Origin of the sequence: Tianweitania populi (assembly GCF_014652875.1) — a bacterium.
Lineage (GTDB): Bacteria > Pseudomonadota > Alphaproteobacteria > Rhizobiales > Rhizobiaceae > Tianweitania > Tianweitania populi.
In genome coordinates this window covers 1,276,033-1,291,073 of sequence record NZ_BMZQ01000001.1, presented here as the reverse complement: position 1 = coordinate 1,291,073, position 15,041 = coordinate 1,276,033, and the positions used below count along the sequence as shown (strand labels likewise).

The following is a 15,041-nucleotide window of genomic DNA, read 5'->3' as shown; positions in this document are numbered from 1 at the left end:
ACCTGCCGCTTGTGACCTAGATGCGCGATTGTCCGCTGATCCAACCGGAGCCATCCATGTTCTCGAAATCCCTCAAAGCTCTCAGCCTCGGCCTTGCCTTGGTCTCCTCGGCCGTCGCCGCACAGGCCGAGCCGGTCAAGATCGGCAGCAAGAATTTTACCGAACAATTCATTGTCGCCGAAATCTATGCCAAGGCGCTGGAAGATGCCGGCATCGAAGTCGAGCGTCGCCTGAATCTCGGCGCAACGCAGATCGCGCATACGGCACTGACCTCTGGCGAAATCGATCTTTACCCGGAATATACCGGCACGGCGCTGGCCGCAGTGGTGAAGGGCGAACTCACCAGCGACGCTGACCAGATCTACAACACGGTGAAGGACTTCTATGAGAAGAACCTTCAGTTGACGCTGCTCAAGCCGACAGCGATCAACAATGGCTATGCCATCGTCATGCTTCCGGACCGCGCAGCCGAGTTCAAGGTAAAGACCTTGAGCGATGTTGGTCCAGTCTCCAACCAGATCACTTTCGGCGCCGAAGGCACGTTTGCCGAGCGCAAGGACGGTTTGCCGGGGCTCAAGGATGTTTATGGCATCCAGTTCAAGGAATTCGTGCAGTTCGCCAAGCTCGGCATTCGCTACAGCGCGTTGACGAGCAAGCAGATCGACATGACCTTCGGCTTCAGCACGGACTGGCAGATCGATGACCAGAAGCTGACGGTGCTTCCAGACGACAAGAACCTGTTCCCGCCTTATTACCTCGTGCCGGTTGTTCGCCAGGACGCCTTGAAGGCCAATCCGAAGATTGCGGAAGTGCTGGACAAGATTGCGCCGCTGCTCACCAATGAGAAGATGCGCGCGATGAACGCGGCGGTTGAGCGCGACCGCGAGGAACCGGCCGATGTCGCGGAAAAGTTCCTGGAAGAAAACAAGATCTGAGTTAGGGTCTATGGCTAGACGGGACCTGCCATGTGCGGGTCCCGTTTTGCTTGTTTGCATGGAAGAAACAGCATCGGCATGAGCACGTGACCTGGACGCCCAAGAACATCGACAAGATCCTCGAAGCGGCAGGGCAGCACCTGATGCTTTCGCTTTTGTCGGTGGCGATCGGCTGCGCTATTGCGCTGGTGCTGGGCATCTGGAGCGCACGTCGACCGCGTCTTTACACGGCCTTGCTGACGATCACCGGCATCATCTTCGTCATTCCAAGCCTTGCGCTGTTCGCCTTTCTGATCCCGGTGATGGGCTTGGGCATGAAGCCGGCTTTGACCGGCCTATCGTCGTACTGCCTGCTGATCCTGCTGCGGAACGTCGTGACCGGCTTGCGCAGTGTGCCGGATGAGGTGCTCGATGCGGCCGATGGTATGGGCTTCAGCCGCTGGCAGCGCTTAATACGAATCGAACTGCCGCTCGCTCTGCCGCTGATCGTGTCGGGCGTGCGTATCGCTCTGGTGACGGTGATCGGCATTGCAACGGTGGCCGCATTCATCGATGCCGGCGGCTTGGGATCGATCATCCTTGCCGGCATCGACCAGAGCTATCCCGAGAAGATCATTGTCGGCGGCGTTGCGACGGCGCTGATGGCGATCATCTGCGATCTGCTGCTCACTTGGGCCGAACGCGCCTTGTCGCGGGGGAGGCAGGCATGACCCTGCTGCATCAGGCGATGACGTGGATCATCGAGAACCCGGCGCAGTTCAACCGTGCGCTCGGCCAGCATCTATTGATGTCGTTTGTATCGATCCTGTTCGCGCTGGCGATTGGCTTGCCGCTGGCCGTGGCGATCCTGAACCGCAAGGGCGCGGCCTTCGTCGCCGTGAACTCGGTCAACGGTCTGCGCACGCTGCCCAGCCTGGCGATCCTGGCGATCATGATGCCGATCCTCGGCATCGGCCTGTGGCCGTCTATCGTGGCATTGACGATCCTGGCGCTGCCGCCCATCCTGATCAACGCTTACATTGGCCTGCGCGATGTCGATGCGGATGCGATCGAAGCGGCGACCGGCATGGGCATGAGCCGCTCGCAGATCCTGTGGAAGATCCGCGTGCCACTGGCAGCGCCTGCAATGTTCGCCGGCCTGCGCACCGCTTCCGTCCAGGTTCTGGCCGGTGCGACGCTGGCACCTTTCATCGGCGGCGGCGGGTTGGGTGACTTTATCGCGGTGGGCATTGCCGGCATGGACATGTCGCGGCTGCTGATAGGCGCAATTCCGATCGCCATACTGGCGCTACTTGCCGAGTTCCTGCTCGCCACGATCGAGCGGCTTCTGTTTTCTGAAAGGACATCTGCGGCATGATCGAGATGGAGCATGTCACAAAGCGCTTTGCCAAAGACGCAGCGCCTGCGGTCGATGATCTCAGCCTGGAGATCCCGGAGGGCGTGACGGTCGCGCTGGTTGGTCCTTCCGGCTGCGGCAAGACCACGACGATGCGGATGATCAACCGGCTGATCGAGCCGACCGAAGGGCGCATCACCGTCAACGGCGACGATGTGCGCGCCGTCGATCCCGTCATCTTCCGCCGACACATCGGCTACGTCATCCAGCAGGTCGGCCTGTTCTCGCATATGACGATCGCGCAGAATATCGGCGCGGTGCCGAAGCTGCTGGGCTGGTCGGCAGACAAGATCAGGGCGCGCAACGAGGAACTGATTGCGCTAGTCGGGCTCGATCAGGCCATGCTGACGCGCTACCCGCGCCAGTTGTCGGGCGGGCAGCGCCAACGGGTTGGCGTGGCCCGTGCACTGGCTGCCGATCCGCCTGTCTTGCTGATGGACGAGCCGTTCGGCGCGATTGACCCGATTGCTCGCACGCGGTTGCAGAACGAGTTTCGTCAGATCCTGCAGCGGGTGAAGAAGACTGTGGTGATGGTCACGCACGACATCGATGAAGCCGTGCGCATGGGTGACCGCATTGCCATCATGCGCAGCGGCAAAATCGTGCAGTACGATACGCCGGACGAGATCCTGTCGCGGCCGGTTGATGCTTTCGTGGAGGACTTCGTCGGTGCTGACCGCGCGCTGAAGCGCCTCAGCCTCTATGAGGTTAGCCAGGTGATGCAGCCGGCAGTGGACGCCACGGCAACAGCGAAGATCGCGCTGGATGCTGATCTGCGCAACGCGCTCAGCGCGATGATTGCCGCCAACACCGATCGTCTCGCCGTGGTCAATGCGGCTGGAACGCCGGTCGGCTCGGTCACTCGCGACGCGATCACCGCGCTTTGAACAAGGCTGCGGACAACCTAGCTCGGCGGATCACGACCGATATCCGCGAGCGGAAGCCTTTCCAGCTTTCTGGACTTGCCGATCTGGATCTCCAGCAGGCTTATGCTGTTCAGGATGCCGTCGTGGATCAGCTTGCGAGCGGTCCTGCGCGCCGCGCGATCGGCGGCTACAAGCTTGCTTTCAACAAGCAGGCTTCCTTCGAATACTATGGGATCACCGAACCTTGCAGCGCGCCGGTGTTTGCTGACCGGATCGTGCCATCGGGTTCGTCGGTGCGGCTCGACGCCTATGGTGAACTGGTAATCGAACCGGAAATTGCGGCTGTGCTTGGCGAAGATCTGCCGGGGTCCGGCGTGACGCTGGAACAGGCGCAGCGCGCGATCAGCCACTACACGACAGCTTTCGAGTTGCTGGATGTGCGCGGCGCGTTTGCTCTCGATCCGAGTGCCGCTGAAGCGGTGGCGCAGGGCGTCTATAATGTTGGCGCCGTGCTGGGTGAGACCAGGATCGAGCCAGGCGAAGTGGATGTCGCCACGCTGCCGGTGTTGCTTGTGCTAGACAGTGCTGAGCGGATGGAAGCGCGGGGTGTCGCGCCTCAGCATCCCGCTGAAGCCGTTTGCTGGTTGGCCAATCATCTTGGAGCGCGTGGTTACCGGCTGAAAGCTGGGATGATCGTGCTTTGCGGAACACATCTGCCTGCACAGACAATCCGGCAAGCCGGCTTGATCCAGCTGGCTATGGGGTCGCTTGGAAGCGTCGGGCTTACTGCGACCTGACGCGAGTAATGTCAGGGCGTCCAGAACAAGCAGAAGGCGCAGGCTGCCACGAAGATGGCGAAGAACAGACTGCGCAGCAGGACGTTCTTGCGTAAGTGATCCAGAGCGAAGTGGGCGCCGACCAAGGCCGCTGCATACAGGAAACGCCAATCGACCAGCGAGGACAGCGCACCGCTCTGACCCCAGGCGAACCGCGCGACGACTACGCCGATGATCGAAGCGATCAATGCAATAGCGGCCCAGAATACGACTTCGGTCGCATGAGACAGGACGAAAGATGCTGCTCGCAAAGGCAAGATGACCAGCAGGGCGGCTGTCAGAAAATACAGGCCGGCAACCGGAATGAAGGTTGGTGCCGAGGCAATACTGTCCAGCCGACGCAGACCGACCGCACCAAAAGGATAGCCCTTCTGAGCCAAGAACAGGCAGGCTATAACAAGAAGCGCGGTAAGAACCGCGAGGAGAGCGAAGGAGAGGGCAGCTCTCTGCATGGCACCGGGAATCGCTAAAAGGAAATCGATACCCTGCAGTGCCAGCCCATGCCGCTAAGTTCAAGCAGCATGTCGTAGAAGGTCAACCGGATCGTTTTAGAAGAGCGAGTCGCCTGCGCGGCATCAGCATGCTTCCAAGCAAAGGCCAACCGATCGGCCCTCTTCACGCAAGGTGCTAACGATGTCGTCAGGCGACACATTGGCTGAGGGATGCTGACGCATCAATTCATTGGCGACTTCAGCGGGATCGAAGCGAGAATCTTCGCGGGAAGCATTCAGGATCGCGTCGGCGATACCGACTGCCAGGGGTAAAATCGTCATGCTGTCTCTCCTCGGGTCCCGCCGCGTCAATTCCAAGCATGTCTTATGTTAAGGCGGAACAAAGGCGTTGGTTGCGAAGATGCGAAAATTATTCCGCATGTTGCGTTTCATTCCGCATGTTCAGTTTCATTAGCGCGCGCTAACTTGGGTGGGACAAGGTTCAGTTCTGCACGGAAGTCACTGCATCACTTGAGACACCACGGTGATGTCGGACTTCGGAGCTGACCTGCTTCTTTTTCCTTTTATCTCTTACCTGGACTTAAGCATCCTTCCGTTAAGACTTGCCGCGGTTGATGAAGTGGAGCCGGTACGTGCCGACAAAGCAGGCCCTCGAGCGGCTGATCACGCTTCAAACGACTGTTCTCAAGATGATCGCCTATGGCGAGCCGATCCAAGCGATCTCGGGAACGATCTGCCGCGAAGCCGAAGATATTTCGGGCGAGGCATCCTGCGTGATCTTCAGCGTGGATCAAGACGGGCGGATGCATCCACTGGCTGCGCCAAGCCTGCCGTTGCCCTTTTTGCGCCGCTTTGCGGAGACGAACGCGCCGGCGTCCGACGTGACGCCGATGGCGTTCAACCAGCCGGTCACGGTCCTTGACGTCGAAAAAGATGCTCGCTTCGCGCCTTATCTCGACGTGATGATCCCCTTTGGCTTGCTTAGCTACTGGTCGAGCCCGATCCGATCCCGCGACGGACGGCTGCTGGGTAAGGTCGGATTCTATTACACCAGGAAGCGCGGCCCGAACGCCACCGAAGAGGCCATCGTGGCCAGTCTGACGCATCTCTGTGCCGTGATGCTGGAGAACCAGGAAATCCAGCGGAAGGTCAAGGATCTCGCTTTTATCGACACCCTGTCGAGGCTGCCGAACCGTGCCAGCTACAATGACCGCTTGTCCATGCTGATGGAAGATGCGACTTCGCCTTTCGCCCTTCTGCTCCTCGACATCGACTACCTGAAGTCCGTCAACGACACGATGGGGCACGCTGTGGGCGATGCGCTTATCCGCACGATGGGTGCAAGGCTGAAAAGCATCGGCGGAACGGTTGAGCCGTTTCGTTTGAGCGGCGACGAATTCAGCCTGATCGTGCATGGCTGCGATACCGAAGACGCCATGGAACAGGTGGCGCGCAGCATCATTTCGGAAGCCGGCATCCCGTTTGAAGCCAACGGCTACAGCGTGGTGCCCTCCGTGACGATCGGTGGCGCGATCTATGATCCGACCCAGCAGGGAGCCGATCGGCTGCAGGAAAATGCAGATCTGGCGCTGTACCATGGAAAGGAATTAGGCCGCGGTTCGTTTGTCGCCTACAAACCCGGCCTGCAGACCTCCATTGCCGAACGCGTGAAGCTAATGAGCGATCTCGGCGCGGCTTTGCGGGAAGGGCGGATCGAGGCGTTCTTCCAGCCCATCGTGCGGATCGATACGGGTGCGATCGTGGGCATGGAAGCGCTGGCGCGTATGCTGTCCTATGAAGGCACGATCGTTCCCGCTGCCGACTTCTACAAGGCGACGAGCGACCCGCGTCTTGCCTATGATCTCAGCGGCGTCATGCTGAAGCAGATCGCCAGTGCGGTACGGGGATGGCTCGACCTTGGCATTCCGTTCCAGCACATCGGCTTCAACGTCACGCAGGCCGACTTCAAGCAAGGCGATATCGAGCGCCGCATTACCGAAGCCTTTGCCGATGCGGGCGTGCCGCTCAAGCACATCATCCTCGAGGTCAATGAAGCCGTTTACCTCGGGCCGGGCGATGATTTTGTGGCCCGCGCGGTGGAGCGGCTTCGCGCCAAGGGCATTCTGGTGGCGCTTGACGACTTCGGCACCGGCTTTGCGTCACTCACGCACCTACTGAGTTTCCCCGTCGACATCATCAAGATCGACCGATCCTTCGTGACCGACATCGTGACGGACAAGAACAGCTGTGTAATTGTCGAGGCACTGCTGGGCATTGCCGGCAAGCTCGGCATGCGGATTGTCGCGGAAGGCATCGAAACGGTCGATCAGGCTGAAAAGCTGATGTCGATGGGTTGTCGCCTCGGGCAGGGCTATCGCTTCGCGCCGCCGGTGCCGCGCAGCCTTGCGACCGAGTTGTTGCAGCGATTGGGCGAGGGTGTGCATCGCGCGGCGGAAACACCAAACGCCGAGGTCGATCACATCGCGCGAAGGTAAAGCCGCCTCCAGGCAGAAGCGGCTTCATCTCGTTTGACGATTATGACGTTACCGGCCGCGCGCGATTACTGAGCCATAATAATCGTCGATGGTACGCGTATATCCGCGTTCCATCCAACCCGGCTCATCGGCTGCTGCGTAGGAGGGCGCACCGTTGAATCGATCGCGATCGACCGCCACGACATAGCCGCCTTCGCGCACGTCATAGGTCAGCGTGTTCCACGGGATCGGATAATAATCGCTGCCCAGCCCAAGGAAGCCGCCGAGCGACAGCACGGCGTAAGCAACCTTGCCGGACCGCTTGTCGATCATGACGTCATAAATCGAGCCGAGTTTCTCGCCCTGACGATCATAAACCGCCGTGCCCTCCACCTTGCTGGCCGCAATCAAGCTGGGCGTTTCATCCGTCGAAAGGTCAGGGTCCACGGTGCCAATGGGGGTGGCTGGCGGTGTGAAATCGGACATGCTTTTCTCCTGTTAGCCAAGCCCTTGTAATTCTCGTTCCGCCCGGGGGTTCCAAGCTGAAGAAGCGGCTCTTAACGACAGGGCCGGAAGGTGGAGATCATCGCATTCCGCGGTAGACGAATGCTGCGCATGCGCGACCTTGCCGAGGATGTTCCCGCGGCAGGATCAGCTGAGATCTGGCTAGTTTCAGGAGTGGCGGAGAGGAAGGGATTCGAACCCTCGAGAAGCTTCCACCTCTACGCCCTTAGCAGGGGCGCGCCTTCGACCACTCGGCCACCTCTCCGTCGAATGCCCGCATAAAGAAAAGACCGCGCACAATCAACTGAGATGCGCGTGTTTTCTCCAGGCAATTTGATGAGCAAGCGCAGAAAGGGCTGAAGCGCTTATTGCGCTGCGTTGTTGATTTTCCGCGATCTTGCTACACCGATCTTCATCCCCGCCGTGGCAGGGCGGTTCAACGTGGTTCGTTATGCATTAGCAGACGGACTGCAGGGATGAGCGAAAATCAACGGACCAGTCGAAACATCGTGTCAAAAGTTCTCGTCGCAAGATCACTTGGAACGGAGCCTTCTCGGCTTTCGATTGTCGTGCCCTGCTATAATGAGGATGATGCGCTCGATCATTTCTGGGCCACCATCACCCCGCATCTCGATGCGCTTGGTGTTCAATGGGACATCGTCTTCGTCAACGACGGGTCGTCCGACGCGACGCTCCTGAAGCTGGTTCAGCTGCACCGGGCGGATCATCGCGCCAAGGTCGTGGACCTTACCCGCAACTTCGGCAAGGAAGCCGCGATGACCGCCGGTCTCGATCATGCCAGTGGCGACATGGTCGTGGTTATGGATGTCGACCTGCAGGATCCGCCGGAACTGCTCGTCAAAATGGTCGAGCTTTGGCGGCAGGGCTATGACGTTGTGGTGGCGCGCCGAGTGTCGCGTCTCGATGATACGCAGCTGAAGCGGGTATCAGCCGGCAATTTCTACCGGGTGTTTAACCGCATAAGCCCGTCGAAGATTCCGGCGGATGTCGGTGATTTCAGGCTGATGGACAAGCGCGTCGTGGCCGCTCTGCGAGCACTGCCGGAGCGTGTGCGCTTTATGAAAGGCCTGTTTGCGTGGGTGGGCTATCCCACAGCGGTGGTGGATTACGAGCGGCCGGTTCGGCAGCGCGGTATGACCAAGTTCAACTACTGGCGTCTCTGGAACTTTGCACTGGACGGCATCACGTCGTTTTCGACGCTGCCACTGCGGATCTGGAGCTATCTCGGCCTGTTCGTGGCATTCATTGCGTTCATCTATGGCGTCATCATCATCGGCCGAACGTTGATACTCGGCATTGACGTTCCGGGTTATGCGTCCTTGCTCGCCGCGATCCTCTTTCTTGGCGGCATGCAGTTGGTGGGACTTGGCATCATCGGCGAGTATCTTGGACGCATCTATTCCGAGACCAAGCACCGGCCGATCTACCTGACAGGCGGCCTGTATGGCTTCGCGCCCGATGAGGGCGAGCAGAAATGATCTCGGGGCTTCGTTCCAATACGCTGTCGCGCGAAGTGCTGGCCTTCGCGTCGGTCGGTGGGGCGGCGACAATCGTCCATTACATGGCGGCGCTGATTGCCGCGCAGTGGCTGCCGGTGACGTTTGCCAACCCGATCGGCTTCGTCACGGCGGTGCTGGTGTCCTATTTCGGGCATGTGCAATTCACCTTTCAGCTGAAGGGGGAAGAACGCCGCCATCGTCATCGTCTGCCGCGCTTCCTGGTGACAGCAGTCTGCGGCTTTGTGGCCGGACAGACGGTTCTCCTCACGCTGACCTCTTTCACCAATGCGCCGGATTGGTTGGCGCTGGGCATCGCCGTGGTGAGCGTGCCGGTTATTACTTTTGCCTTGTCCAAGCTGTGGGTGTTCCGCAAGGTTGCGTGATCGGCCGGATCACTTCGATCATCTCGACGTTTGGTGATGAATTGATCGGGAGCATGATCATGCGATTGTCCACACTCACTTCGAAAATGATTGTTGCCGCCGGGATGCTGGGCGTCACCGCAGCCTCGGCGGTTGCCGCGCCGCGCACGGATGTGAGCCAGTTGTCCTGCGATCAGGCGCAATCGCTGATCGTTCAGCGGGGTGCCGCCGTGGTGACGACAGGGCCGCGAACCTACAAGCGCTTTGTGTCCGATGCGCGCTTCTGCGATGCCGGCGACCATTATCTGCATCCGGCCTTTACGCCGACGGCGGACAAGCGCTCCTGCTACATCGGCTACACCTGCGAAAACTGGAATTACTACTTCAACGAACGTGATTGAGGCGTTGCGGAGGTTCCACCCGTGGCTGATTGCGGCTATGCAGCCCCTGTTTTTAGAACGCAAGGAGCTGATCCATGACCATTCGCCGTATCAACGCTGGCGCTCGCATGAGCGAGGCCGTGATCTACAACAACACCATCTACCTCGCCGGCCAGGTTGGCGAAGGAAAGACCGTGACGGAGCAGACCAAGTCCGCCTTGGCCGAAGTCGAGAGCATCTTGAAGGAAGCCGGTTCCGACAAGTCGAAGATCCTCTCGGCGCAGATATGGCTTGCCGACATGGCTGATTTTGCCGAGATGAACGCTGTGTGGGACGCTTGGGTTGGTGGCAAGGACGCGCCTGCGCGCGCCACCGGTGAGGCGAAGCTGGCCACGCCGGACTACAAGGTCGAGGTTATCGTGGTGGCTGCGGCGTAAGCATCTTCGGTCGGTCGGCACGCCTCGAGTGTGCCGGCCTGACCTCTACCGCTAGTGCTTAGATTTCTAACCGTTACCAAAAGTGCGAGCAACTTCCGGGTGGTAGCTATCACCCACGATTGCCAGTTTCGGGAAACCGTGCCAATCGACCATCATTAACCGCCATGCGGATCGATCGGTCGATTCCCGAAGGACGAAGGCGATGCTTGCTCCCAATTTGCAGAGCGATGAACGTTCTGAAACTGAAATTATCGATGAGGCAATCCTAACGCGCCGTTCCGTGCGCGCGTTTTTGCCGAAGCCTGTCGACGACTACCTGATCCGGGAGATCCTGGATCTGGGTTCTCGCGCGCCCTCCGGCACGAACATGCAGCCGTGGAAGGCTTATGTCGTACAGGGCGCGGTTAAGGCGAAGATCGCCGATTCGATCCTTAATTCCGGCGTTCGCGCCGAGAAGATCGAGTGGGAAGAATATCGCTATTATCCCGACAAGTTCTTCGAGCCCTATCTGACGCGCCGGCGAACGGTCGGATATGCGCTTTACAACGCTCTTGGCATTCAGCGTCGGGAAGTGGAGCGGATGCGCGCACAGCACGACCGCAATTTCGTGTTCTTCGATGCGCCTGTCGGCATCATCTTCACCATTGACCGTCGCCTGAACCAGGGCTCCTGGCTTGATCACGGCATGATGCTGCAGACGGTGATGATTGCGGCACGGGCGAGGGGCTTGCATACCTGCCCGCAGGCGGCATTTGCGCCCTATCACAAGGAAATCCGTCCGATCCTCGGCATCTCCGAAGATGAAATCGTGGTGTGCGGCATGGCGCTCGGCTACGAAGATACGTCCAAACCGGAGAACAATTTCCGGACCGAGCGCGAGCCGCTCGAGAACTGGGTGACCTTCGTCAAATAGGCCGTGCGGTCAGCATCGAGACGAAACGAGAAGGGGACCCGAAGGTCCCCTTTGCCGTCTTAGAAAAACGCCAGAAGATCGGCGTTGAGCTTGTCCTTGTCGGTATAGAACAGGCCATGCGGTGCGCCGCTGTAACGCTTGAAGGTGGCTGATGGGATCAACTTCGCGGCGTGTTCGCCGGCCGTCTTGATCGGCACGGTCGCGTCGTCTTCACCATGGATGATCAGGGTCGGCAGGTTGAACTTAGTGAGATCGGCGCGGAAGTCCGTTTCCGAAAAGGCGCGCACGCAATCGATGGTGGCCTTGGGCGAGCCCAGCATTGCGACGTTGGAACACCATTGCATGATCTCTGAACTGACGGCGAAGTTCAGCATGCCAGCGCCGAAGAACTGCTTGCCGAAGCTTGCCAGAAAGGCCGGACGATCCTTGCGCAGCTTCTCCACCATGTCGTCAAATACGGATTTGTCGACGCCATCAGGATTGTCGGCGGTCTTCAGGAGGTAAGGCGTAACAGCTGAAACCAGTACGGCCTTGGACAGGCGCTCCGTGCCGTATCTGCCGATATAGCGGGCCACTTCGCCACCGCCCATGGAGAAGCCGACGAGCGAGACGTCGTGAAGGTCGAGCGTTTCGATAATCGCTTGCAGGTCACTTGCGAACGTATCGTAGTCATAGCCGCTGAAAGGCTGGCTCGACCGGCCGAAGCCGCGGCGGTCATAGGTGATGACACGGTGGCCTTTCGCGGCCAATACCGGCCATTGATATTCCCACATATCGCCATCGAGCGGCCAACCGTGAATGAGGATGACGGGCTTGCCTGTTCCCCAGTCGTTGTAGAACAGCTCTGTTTCATCGGCGGTCTGGATGAAGGGCATGGTGATCTCCTTTTGTGATGTCATCTAAATCCCATGCCCGGCGAGGCGTTCCTTTACATAAGTGCGGCCTCATCTGGCGATCCGCTTCGATCAAGATGTGGCCGAGTTGAACTGCCCGCACAGGTGGCAATCATTTGACGCTACCGCTTCGGTCTTGTTGAGAAAACATTAGCTGTATCTACAGCAAACCTGACGGAGATCTTGCTGCAACCTGGGCTTTAATCTTCCCAAACTTTTTTGCTGCAATAGCCGAGGCCAGGGAGATCATGGCGTGCAGTCACCAGGCCAAGCGATAGAGGATGTGCGATCTGAGTCCGTCTTTCCACTGGCGGTTGATCTCGATGGAACTCTGATCGCGACCGACCTTCTGTGGGAAGGGTTGTTTCTGCTGCTGCGCCGCAATCCGCTGCTCATGTTTCTTGTGCCTTTTTGGGCGCTGAACGGGCCAGCGCGGCTCAAGCATGAGATCGCCCGTCGCATCGAACTCGACCCAGCCACCTTGCCTTACCGCGAAGAAGTTTTGGAACGCCTGCAGCTTGAACAAGCCGCCGGGCGCCGGATCGTTCTGGCCACGGGTACGCCGAAGAAGTTCGCCGACGCCATTGCCGAGCATCTCGGCCTGTTCGATGCGGTGCTTGCGACGGAAGGCCTGCACAACCTGACGTCGAAGAATAAGGTCGATGCGCTGGAAGGGATCTACGGCAAGGGTGGCTTCGATTATCTCGGCAACAGCCGGCACGACCTCGCAATCTTCGATGCCGCGCGCACCGCGATCGTCGTTGCGCCGGATCGGCATGCAGCGCGCTGGCAGGTCGCACAGGGTTGCGAGCTGATCGTTACGCCCAAGGCGACCTGGATAACCCTGGTTCGGATGCTGCGTGTGCATCAATGGTTGAAGAACGGGCTGATCTTCGTGCCGCTGTTTCTGGCGCATGAATACTTCAACCTGCCGGCGATTGGCCGCTGTGTGCTGGCCTTCATCTCCTTCAGCGCGGCTGCATCGGCGATCTACATCATCAACGACTTTTTCGACCTGGCGCTTGATCGCCAGCACAAGACCAAGCGCAATCGGCCCTTCGCCAGCGGCATGCTTACGATACCCTTCGGCTTAGCGTGTTCCGGCCTGCTGCTGCTCTTGAGTGTGCTGACGGCGACGGCTCTTCCGCCCTTGTTCTGGCTCGTGCTGAGCACTTATCTCGTGACCACCACGGCTTATTCGGTGTCGATCAAGCGCATGCTTTTGATCGATGTGCTGACACTGGCCGGGCTTTACACGATCCGCGTTCTGGCGGGGCAGGCGGCAACGGATTTCGATCCATCGTTCTGGTTGCTGGCTTTCTCGATCTTTTTCTTCCTCTCGCTGGCGCTGGTGAAACGCTATGTCGAGCTGCGTTCCACGGTTGCGGATGCCAAGCAGCGGATTGCCGGTCGCGGTTATCGGCCGGAAGATCAGGAGGTCATCGCCCAGGCTGGCATGGGTGCCGGCTTTGCGGCCGTTGTCGTGCTGGCGCTTTATATCGACAGCAGCGCTGTCTTCGAACAGTACAATCATCCCTATATGGTCTGGCCGCTGGCGCCGCTTATCCTCTACATGATTATGCGGATCTGGATCCTCGCGCGCCGCGACGAGATGCACGACGACCCGGTGGTCTTCATCCTCACGGATTGGCGCAGCCAGTTGATGGTGGGCATCGGTCTGGCATTGCTAGTGATCGCGGTGATGCTGCCATGAACGCGCCGTTGCGCAGCTTCGGCAAGCCCGCGCGACCCGGCCGATCAGGCATATCGCCTGCTGACGGTATTGAGCGCTTGAGCGCAGGCGCCGTTGCCAATGGCAGCCTGCTCGGCTTCGGAAACGGCCGCTCCTATGGTGACAGCTGCTTAAACGATCTCGGCACGCTGATCGACATGCGCGCCACCAACCGCATCATCCGCCTCGATGCTCCCAACGGCCTGATCGAGGTTGAGGCCGGCGTGCTGCTATCTGACATCATCGCCTACGCAGCCGGGCAGGGCTGGTTTCCACCGGTTGTTCCCGGCACGCAGTTCGTGACGGTTGGCGGGGCAATCGCCAACGACATTCACGGCAAGAACCATCACCGCGCCGGCACCTTCGGCTGCCATGTCGAGAGCCTTGTTTTACTGCGCTCCGATGGTGAAGTCCGGCATTGCAGCCCGACGACGAATGCCGACCTCTTCGCGGCCACGATCGGCGGCATGGGGTTAACCGGCCTGATCCTGTCGGCGACGATCCGGCTGACGCGGGTGCCGTCACTCGCCATCGACCAGACCGCGACGCCTTTCCGCAATCTCGATGAGTTCTTCGACCTCGCGCCGGAAGCCGACCACACGAGCACCTATGCCGTCGCCTGGATCGACCAGATGGCATCAGGCAAACAGGCTGGGCGCGGCGTGCTGCTGGCCGGCAACCAAGCCGAGGACGGTGCCTTCGCCACAGCCAAGCCGGGCCGTTTGCTGCGCGTGCCCTTCCAGCCGCCGATCAGCGTGCTCAATCGTCCGTTCATCCGTGCTTTCAATTCTGCCTACGGCTGGAAGCAGGGGCGGGTCAGGCAGTCGCGTGTCGGCTACCAGAGTTATTTCTTTCCGCTGGACGGCGTGCGCGATTGGAACCGGCTGTATGGCCCGCGTGGCCTGTTGCAGCACCAAAGCGTCATGCCGGAAGAAGCCGCGCGCGACACGATCCCGGCCTTGCTGGCTGCCGGACGGGATGCTGGTCACGCCTCGTTTCTCACCGTGCTGAAGCGCTTTGGCGATCGGCCATCGCCTGGCCTGCTGTCGTTTCCGCGCCCCGGATACACGCTCACGCTCGACTTTGCGGACGGCGGACTTGCGACGCGAAAACTGTTCGAGCGGCTGGATGCGATCACGGTGGATGCCGGTGGCGCAGTCAACCCGTACAAGGATGCGCGTATGGGCCCGGCCGTGTTCGAGCGCTCCTTTCCGAACTGGCGCGACCTGGAAGCGCTGCGCGATCCAGCCTTTCTGTCGGATTTCTGGCGCCGCACGGCGCTGGCTCTGGAGCCCGCCATCGTCACAAGTGCGGCTTGAGAAAAAGAGTCAGGGCATCAAA

Annotated in this window: 17 protein-coding genes and 1 tRNA gene; 13 read left to right on the top strand and 5 right to left on the bottom strand. The window is 59.8% G+C overall.

All coding sequences use genetic code 11. The features are described 5' to 3' along the window. Window positions 1-56 precede the first annotated feature (56 nt). From IE166_RS06395 to IE166_RS06375, 5 genes are all read left to right on the top strand, one after another. Window positions 57-935, top strand: a complete 879-nt coding sequence (locus tag IE166_RS06395; protein WP_189502622.1) for a glycine betaine ABC transporter substrate-binding protein — start codon at window positions 57-59, stop codon at window positions 933-935. Between the two features lie 86 nt (window positions 936-1,021). Further along, window positions 1,022-1,645, top strand: coding sequence for an ABC transporter permease (locus IE166_RS06390; protein WP_189502620.1), 624 nt, complete (start codon window positions 1,022-1,024; stop codon window positions 1,643-1,645). Continuing rightward, window positions 1,642-2,292 (top strand): ABC transporter permease, encoded by a 651-nt coding sequence (locus IE166_RS06385; protein WP_189502618.1) that lies wholly within the window; start codon window positions 1,642-1,644, stop codon window positions 2,290-2,292. Before IE166_RS06390 ends, IE166_RS06385 begins: the two co-directional genes overlap by 4 nt. Continuing rightward, complete coding sequence (locus IE166_RS06380) at window positions 2,289-3,218, top strand: ABC transporter ATP-binding protein (protein ID WP_189502617.1); 930 nt, start codon at window positions 2,289-2,291, stop codon at window positions 3,216-3,218. Before IE166_RS06385 ends, IE166_RS06380 begins: the two co-directional genes overlap by 4 nt. Then, window positions 3,215-3,994: a 2-keto-4-pentenoate hydratase gene (locus tag IE166_RS06375; protein ID WP_189502615.1), complete on the top strand. Its 780-nt coding sequence runs from the start codon at window positions 3,215-3,217 to the stop codon at window positions 3,992-3,994. The genes IE166_RS06380 and IE166_RS06375 overlap by 4 nt, the downstream gene beginning before the upstream one ends. Window positions 3,995-4,005: 11 nt before the next feature. Here IE166_RS06375 and IE166_RS06370 read toward each other — a convergent pair whose 3' ends face one another. Together IE166_RS06370 and IE166_RS06365 are read right to left on the bottom strand one after the other, a co-directional pair. Then, window positions 4,006-4,485, bottom strand: coding sequence for a hypothetical protein (locus IE166_RS06370; RefSeq protein ID WP_189502613.1), 480 nt, complete (start codon window positions 4,483-4,485; stop codon window positions 4,006-4,008). Window positions 4,486-4,608: 123 nt separating this feature from the next. Beyond that, the gene (locus IE166_RS06365; RefSeq protein WP_189502611.1) at window positions 4,609-4,806 is read right to left on the bottom strand and encodes a hypothetical protein; all 198 of its coding nucleotides are present in this window, start codon (window positions 4,804-4,806) and stop codon (window positions 4,609-4,611) included. A gap of 311 nt (window positions 4,807-5,117) precedes the next feature. On the opposite strand from IE166_RS06365, the gene IE166_RS06360 reads away from it, so the two are divergent. After that, on the top strand, window positions 5,118-6,980 hold the full coding sequence (locus tag IE166_RS06360; RefSeq protein ID WP_189502609.1) for a bifunctional diguanylate cyclase/phosphodiesterase: 1,863 nt from the start codon (window positions 5,118-5,120) through the stop codon (window positions 6,978-6,980). A 48-nt stretch (window positions 6,981-7,028) separates the two neighbouring features. Here the strand turns inward: IE166_RS06360 and IE166_RS06355 are convergent, their stop codons facing one another. Both IE166_RS06355 and IE166_RS06350 read right to left on the bottom strand, forming a co-directional pair. After that, the gene (locus tag IE166_RS06355) at window positions 7,029-7,445 is read right to left on the bottom strand and encodes a PRC-barrel domain-containing protein (protein ID WP_189502607.1); all 417 of its coding nucleotides are present in this window, start codon (window positions 7,443-7,445) and stop codon (window positions 7,029-7,031) included. A gap of 193 nt (window positions 7,446-7,638) precedes the next feature. Further along, window positions 7,639-7,728, bottom strand: a tRNA-Ser gene (locus IE166_RS06350). Window positions 7,729-7,972: 244 nt separating this feature from the next. On the opposite strand from IE166_RS06350, the gene IE166_RS06345 reads away from it, so the two are divergent. The 5 genes from IE166_RS06345 to IE166_RS06325 all read left to right on the top strand — a co-directional run bounded on the left by IE166_RS06345 (window position 7,973) and on the right by IE166_RS06325 (window position 11,075). Continuing rightward, window positions 7,973-8,962 carry a glycosyltransferase family 2 protein gene (locus IE166_RS06345; RefSeq protein WP_280514858.1) on the top strand — a complete coding sequence of 330 codons (990 nt, stop codon included), beginning with the start codon at window positions 7,973-7,975 and terminating at the stop codon, window positions 8,960-8,962. Next, a complete protein-coding gene (locus tag IE166_RS06340; RefSeq protein ID WP_189502603.1) occupies window positions 8,959-9,366 on the top strand; it encodes a GtrA family protein in 408 nt (135 codons plus the stop codon). Before IE166_RS06345 ends, IE166_RS06340 begins: the two co-directional genes overlap by 4 nt. Window positions 9,367-9,425: 59 nt before the next feature. Further along, the gene (locus IE166_RS06335; RefSeq protein ID WP_210312938.1) at window positions 9,426-9,746 is read left to right on the top strand and encodes a hypothetical protein; all 321 of its coding nucleotides are present in this window, start codon (window positions 9,426-9,428) and stop codon (window positions 9,744-9,746) included. A 74-nt stretch (window positions 9,747-9,820) separates the two neighbouring features. After that, window positions 9,821-10,162 carry a RidA family protein gene (locus IE166_RS06330; protein WP_189502602.1) on the top strand — a complete coding sequence of 114 codons (342 nt, stop codon included), beginning with the start codon at window positions 9,821-9,823 and terminating at the stop codon, window positions 10,160-10,162. A 202-nt stretch (window positions 10,163-10,364) separates the two neighbouring features. Next, window positions 10,365-11,075, top strand: a complete 711-nt coding sequence (locus IE166_RS06325) for a nitroreductase (RefSeq protein WP_189502600.1) — start codon at window positions 10,365-10,367, stop codon at window positions 11,073-11,075. 59 nt (window positions 11,076-11,134) lie between these two features. Here IE166_RS06325 and IE166_RS06320 read toward each other — a convergent pair whose 3' ends face one another. Beyond that, on the bottom strand, window positions 11,135-11,950 hold the full coding sequence (locus tag IE166_RS06320) for an alpha/beta fold hydrolase (RefSeq protein WP_189503265.1): 816 nt from the start codon (window positions 11,948-11,950) through the stop codon (window positions 11,135-11,137). A 292-nt stretch (window positions 11,951-12,242) separates the two neighbouring features. On the opposite strand from IE166_RS06320, the gene IE166_RS06315 reads away from it, so the two are divergent. Together IE166_RS06315 and IE166_RS06310 are read left to right on the top strand one after the other, a co-directional pair. After that, complete coding sequence (locus tag IE166_RS06315; RefSeq protein WP_189503264.1) at window positions 12,243-13,682, top strand: UbiA family prenyltransferase; 1,440 nt, start codon at window positions 12,243-12,245, stop codon at window positions 13,680-13,682. After that, a complete protein-coding gene (locus tag IE166_RS06310) occupies window positions 13,679-15,019 on the top strand; it encodes an FAD-binding oxidoreductase (protein ID WP_189502598.1) in 1,341 nt (446 codons plus the stop codon). Before IE166_RS06315 ends, IE166_RS06310 begins: the two co-directional genes overlap by 4 nt. The last annotated feature ends 22 nt before the right edge of the window (window positions 15,020-15,041 follow it).

Excerpts from the sequence above, each read along its gene's own strand:
- IE166_RS06395 (WP_189502622.1), top strand. The coding sequence starts at position 57 with ATGTTCTCGAAATCCCTCAAAGCTCTCAGCCTCGGCCTTGCCTTGGTC.
- IE166_RS06385 (WP_189502618.1), top strand. The coding sequence starts at position 1,642 with ATGACCCTGCTGCATCAGGCGATGACGTGGATCATCGAGAACCCGGCG.
- IE166_RS06380 (WP_189502617.1), top strand. The coding sequence starts at position 2,289 with ATGATCGAGATGGAGCATGTCACAAAGCGCTTTGCCAAAGACGCAGCG.
- IE166_RS06370 (WP_189502613.1), bottom strand. The coding sequence starts at position 4,485 with ATGCAGAGAGCTGCCCTCTCCTTCGCTCTCCTCGCGGTTCTTACCGCG.
- IE166_RS06365 (WP_189502611.1), bottom strand. The coding sequence starts at position 4,806 with ATGACGATTTTACCCCTGGCAGTCGGTATCGCCGACGCGATCCTGAAT.
- IE166_RS06355 (WP_189502607.1), bottom strand. The coding sequence starts at position 7,445 with ATGTCCGATTTCACACCGCCAGCCACCCCCATTGGCACCGTGGACCCT.
- IE166_RS06340 (WP_189502603.1), top strand. The coding sequence starts at position 8,959 with ATGATCTCGGGGCTTCGTTCCAATACGCTGTCGCGCGAAGTGCTGGCC.
- IE166_RS06335 (WP_210312938.1), top strand. The coding sequence starts at position 9,426 with ATGCGATTGTCCACACTCACTTCGAAAATGATTGTTGCCGCCGGGATG.
- IE166_RS06330 (WP_189502602.1), top strand. The coding sequence starts at position 9,821 with ATGACCATTCGCCGTATCAACGCTGGCGCTCGCATGAGCGAGGCCGTG.
- IE166_RS06325 (WP_189502600.1), top strand. The coding sequence starts at position 10,365 with ATGCTTGCTCCCAATTTGCAGAGCGATGAACGTTCTGAAACTGAAATT.
- IE166_RS06320 (WP_189503265.1), bottom strand. The coding sequence starts at position 11,950 with ATGCCCTTCATCCAGACCGCCGATGAAACAGAGCTGTTCTACAACGAC.
- IE166_RS06310 (WP_189502598.1), top strand. The coding sequence starts at position 13,679 with ATGAACGCGCCGTTGCGCAGCTTCGGCAAGCCCGCGCGACCCGGCCGA.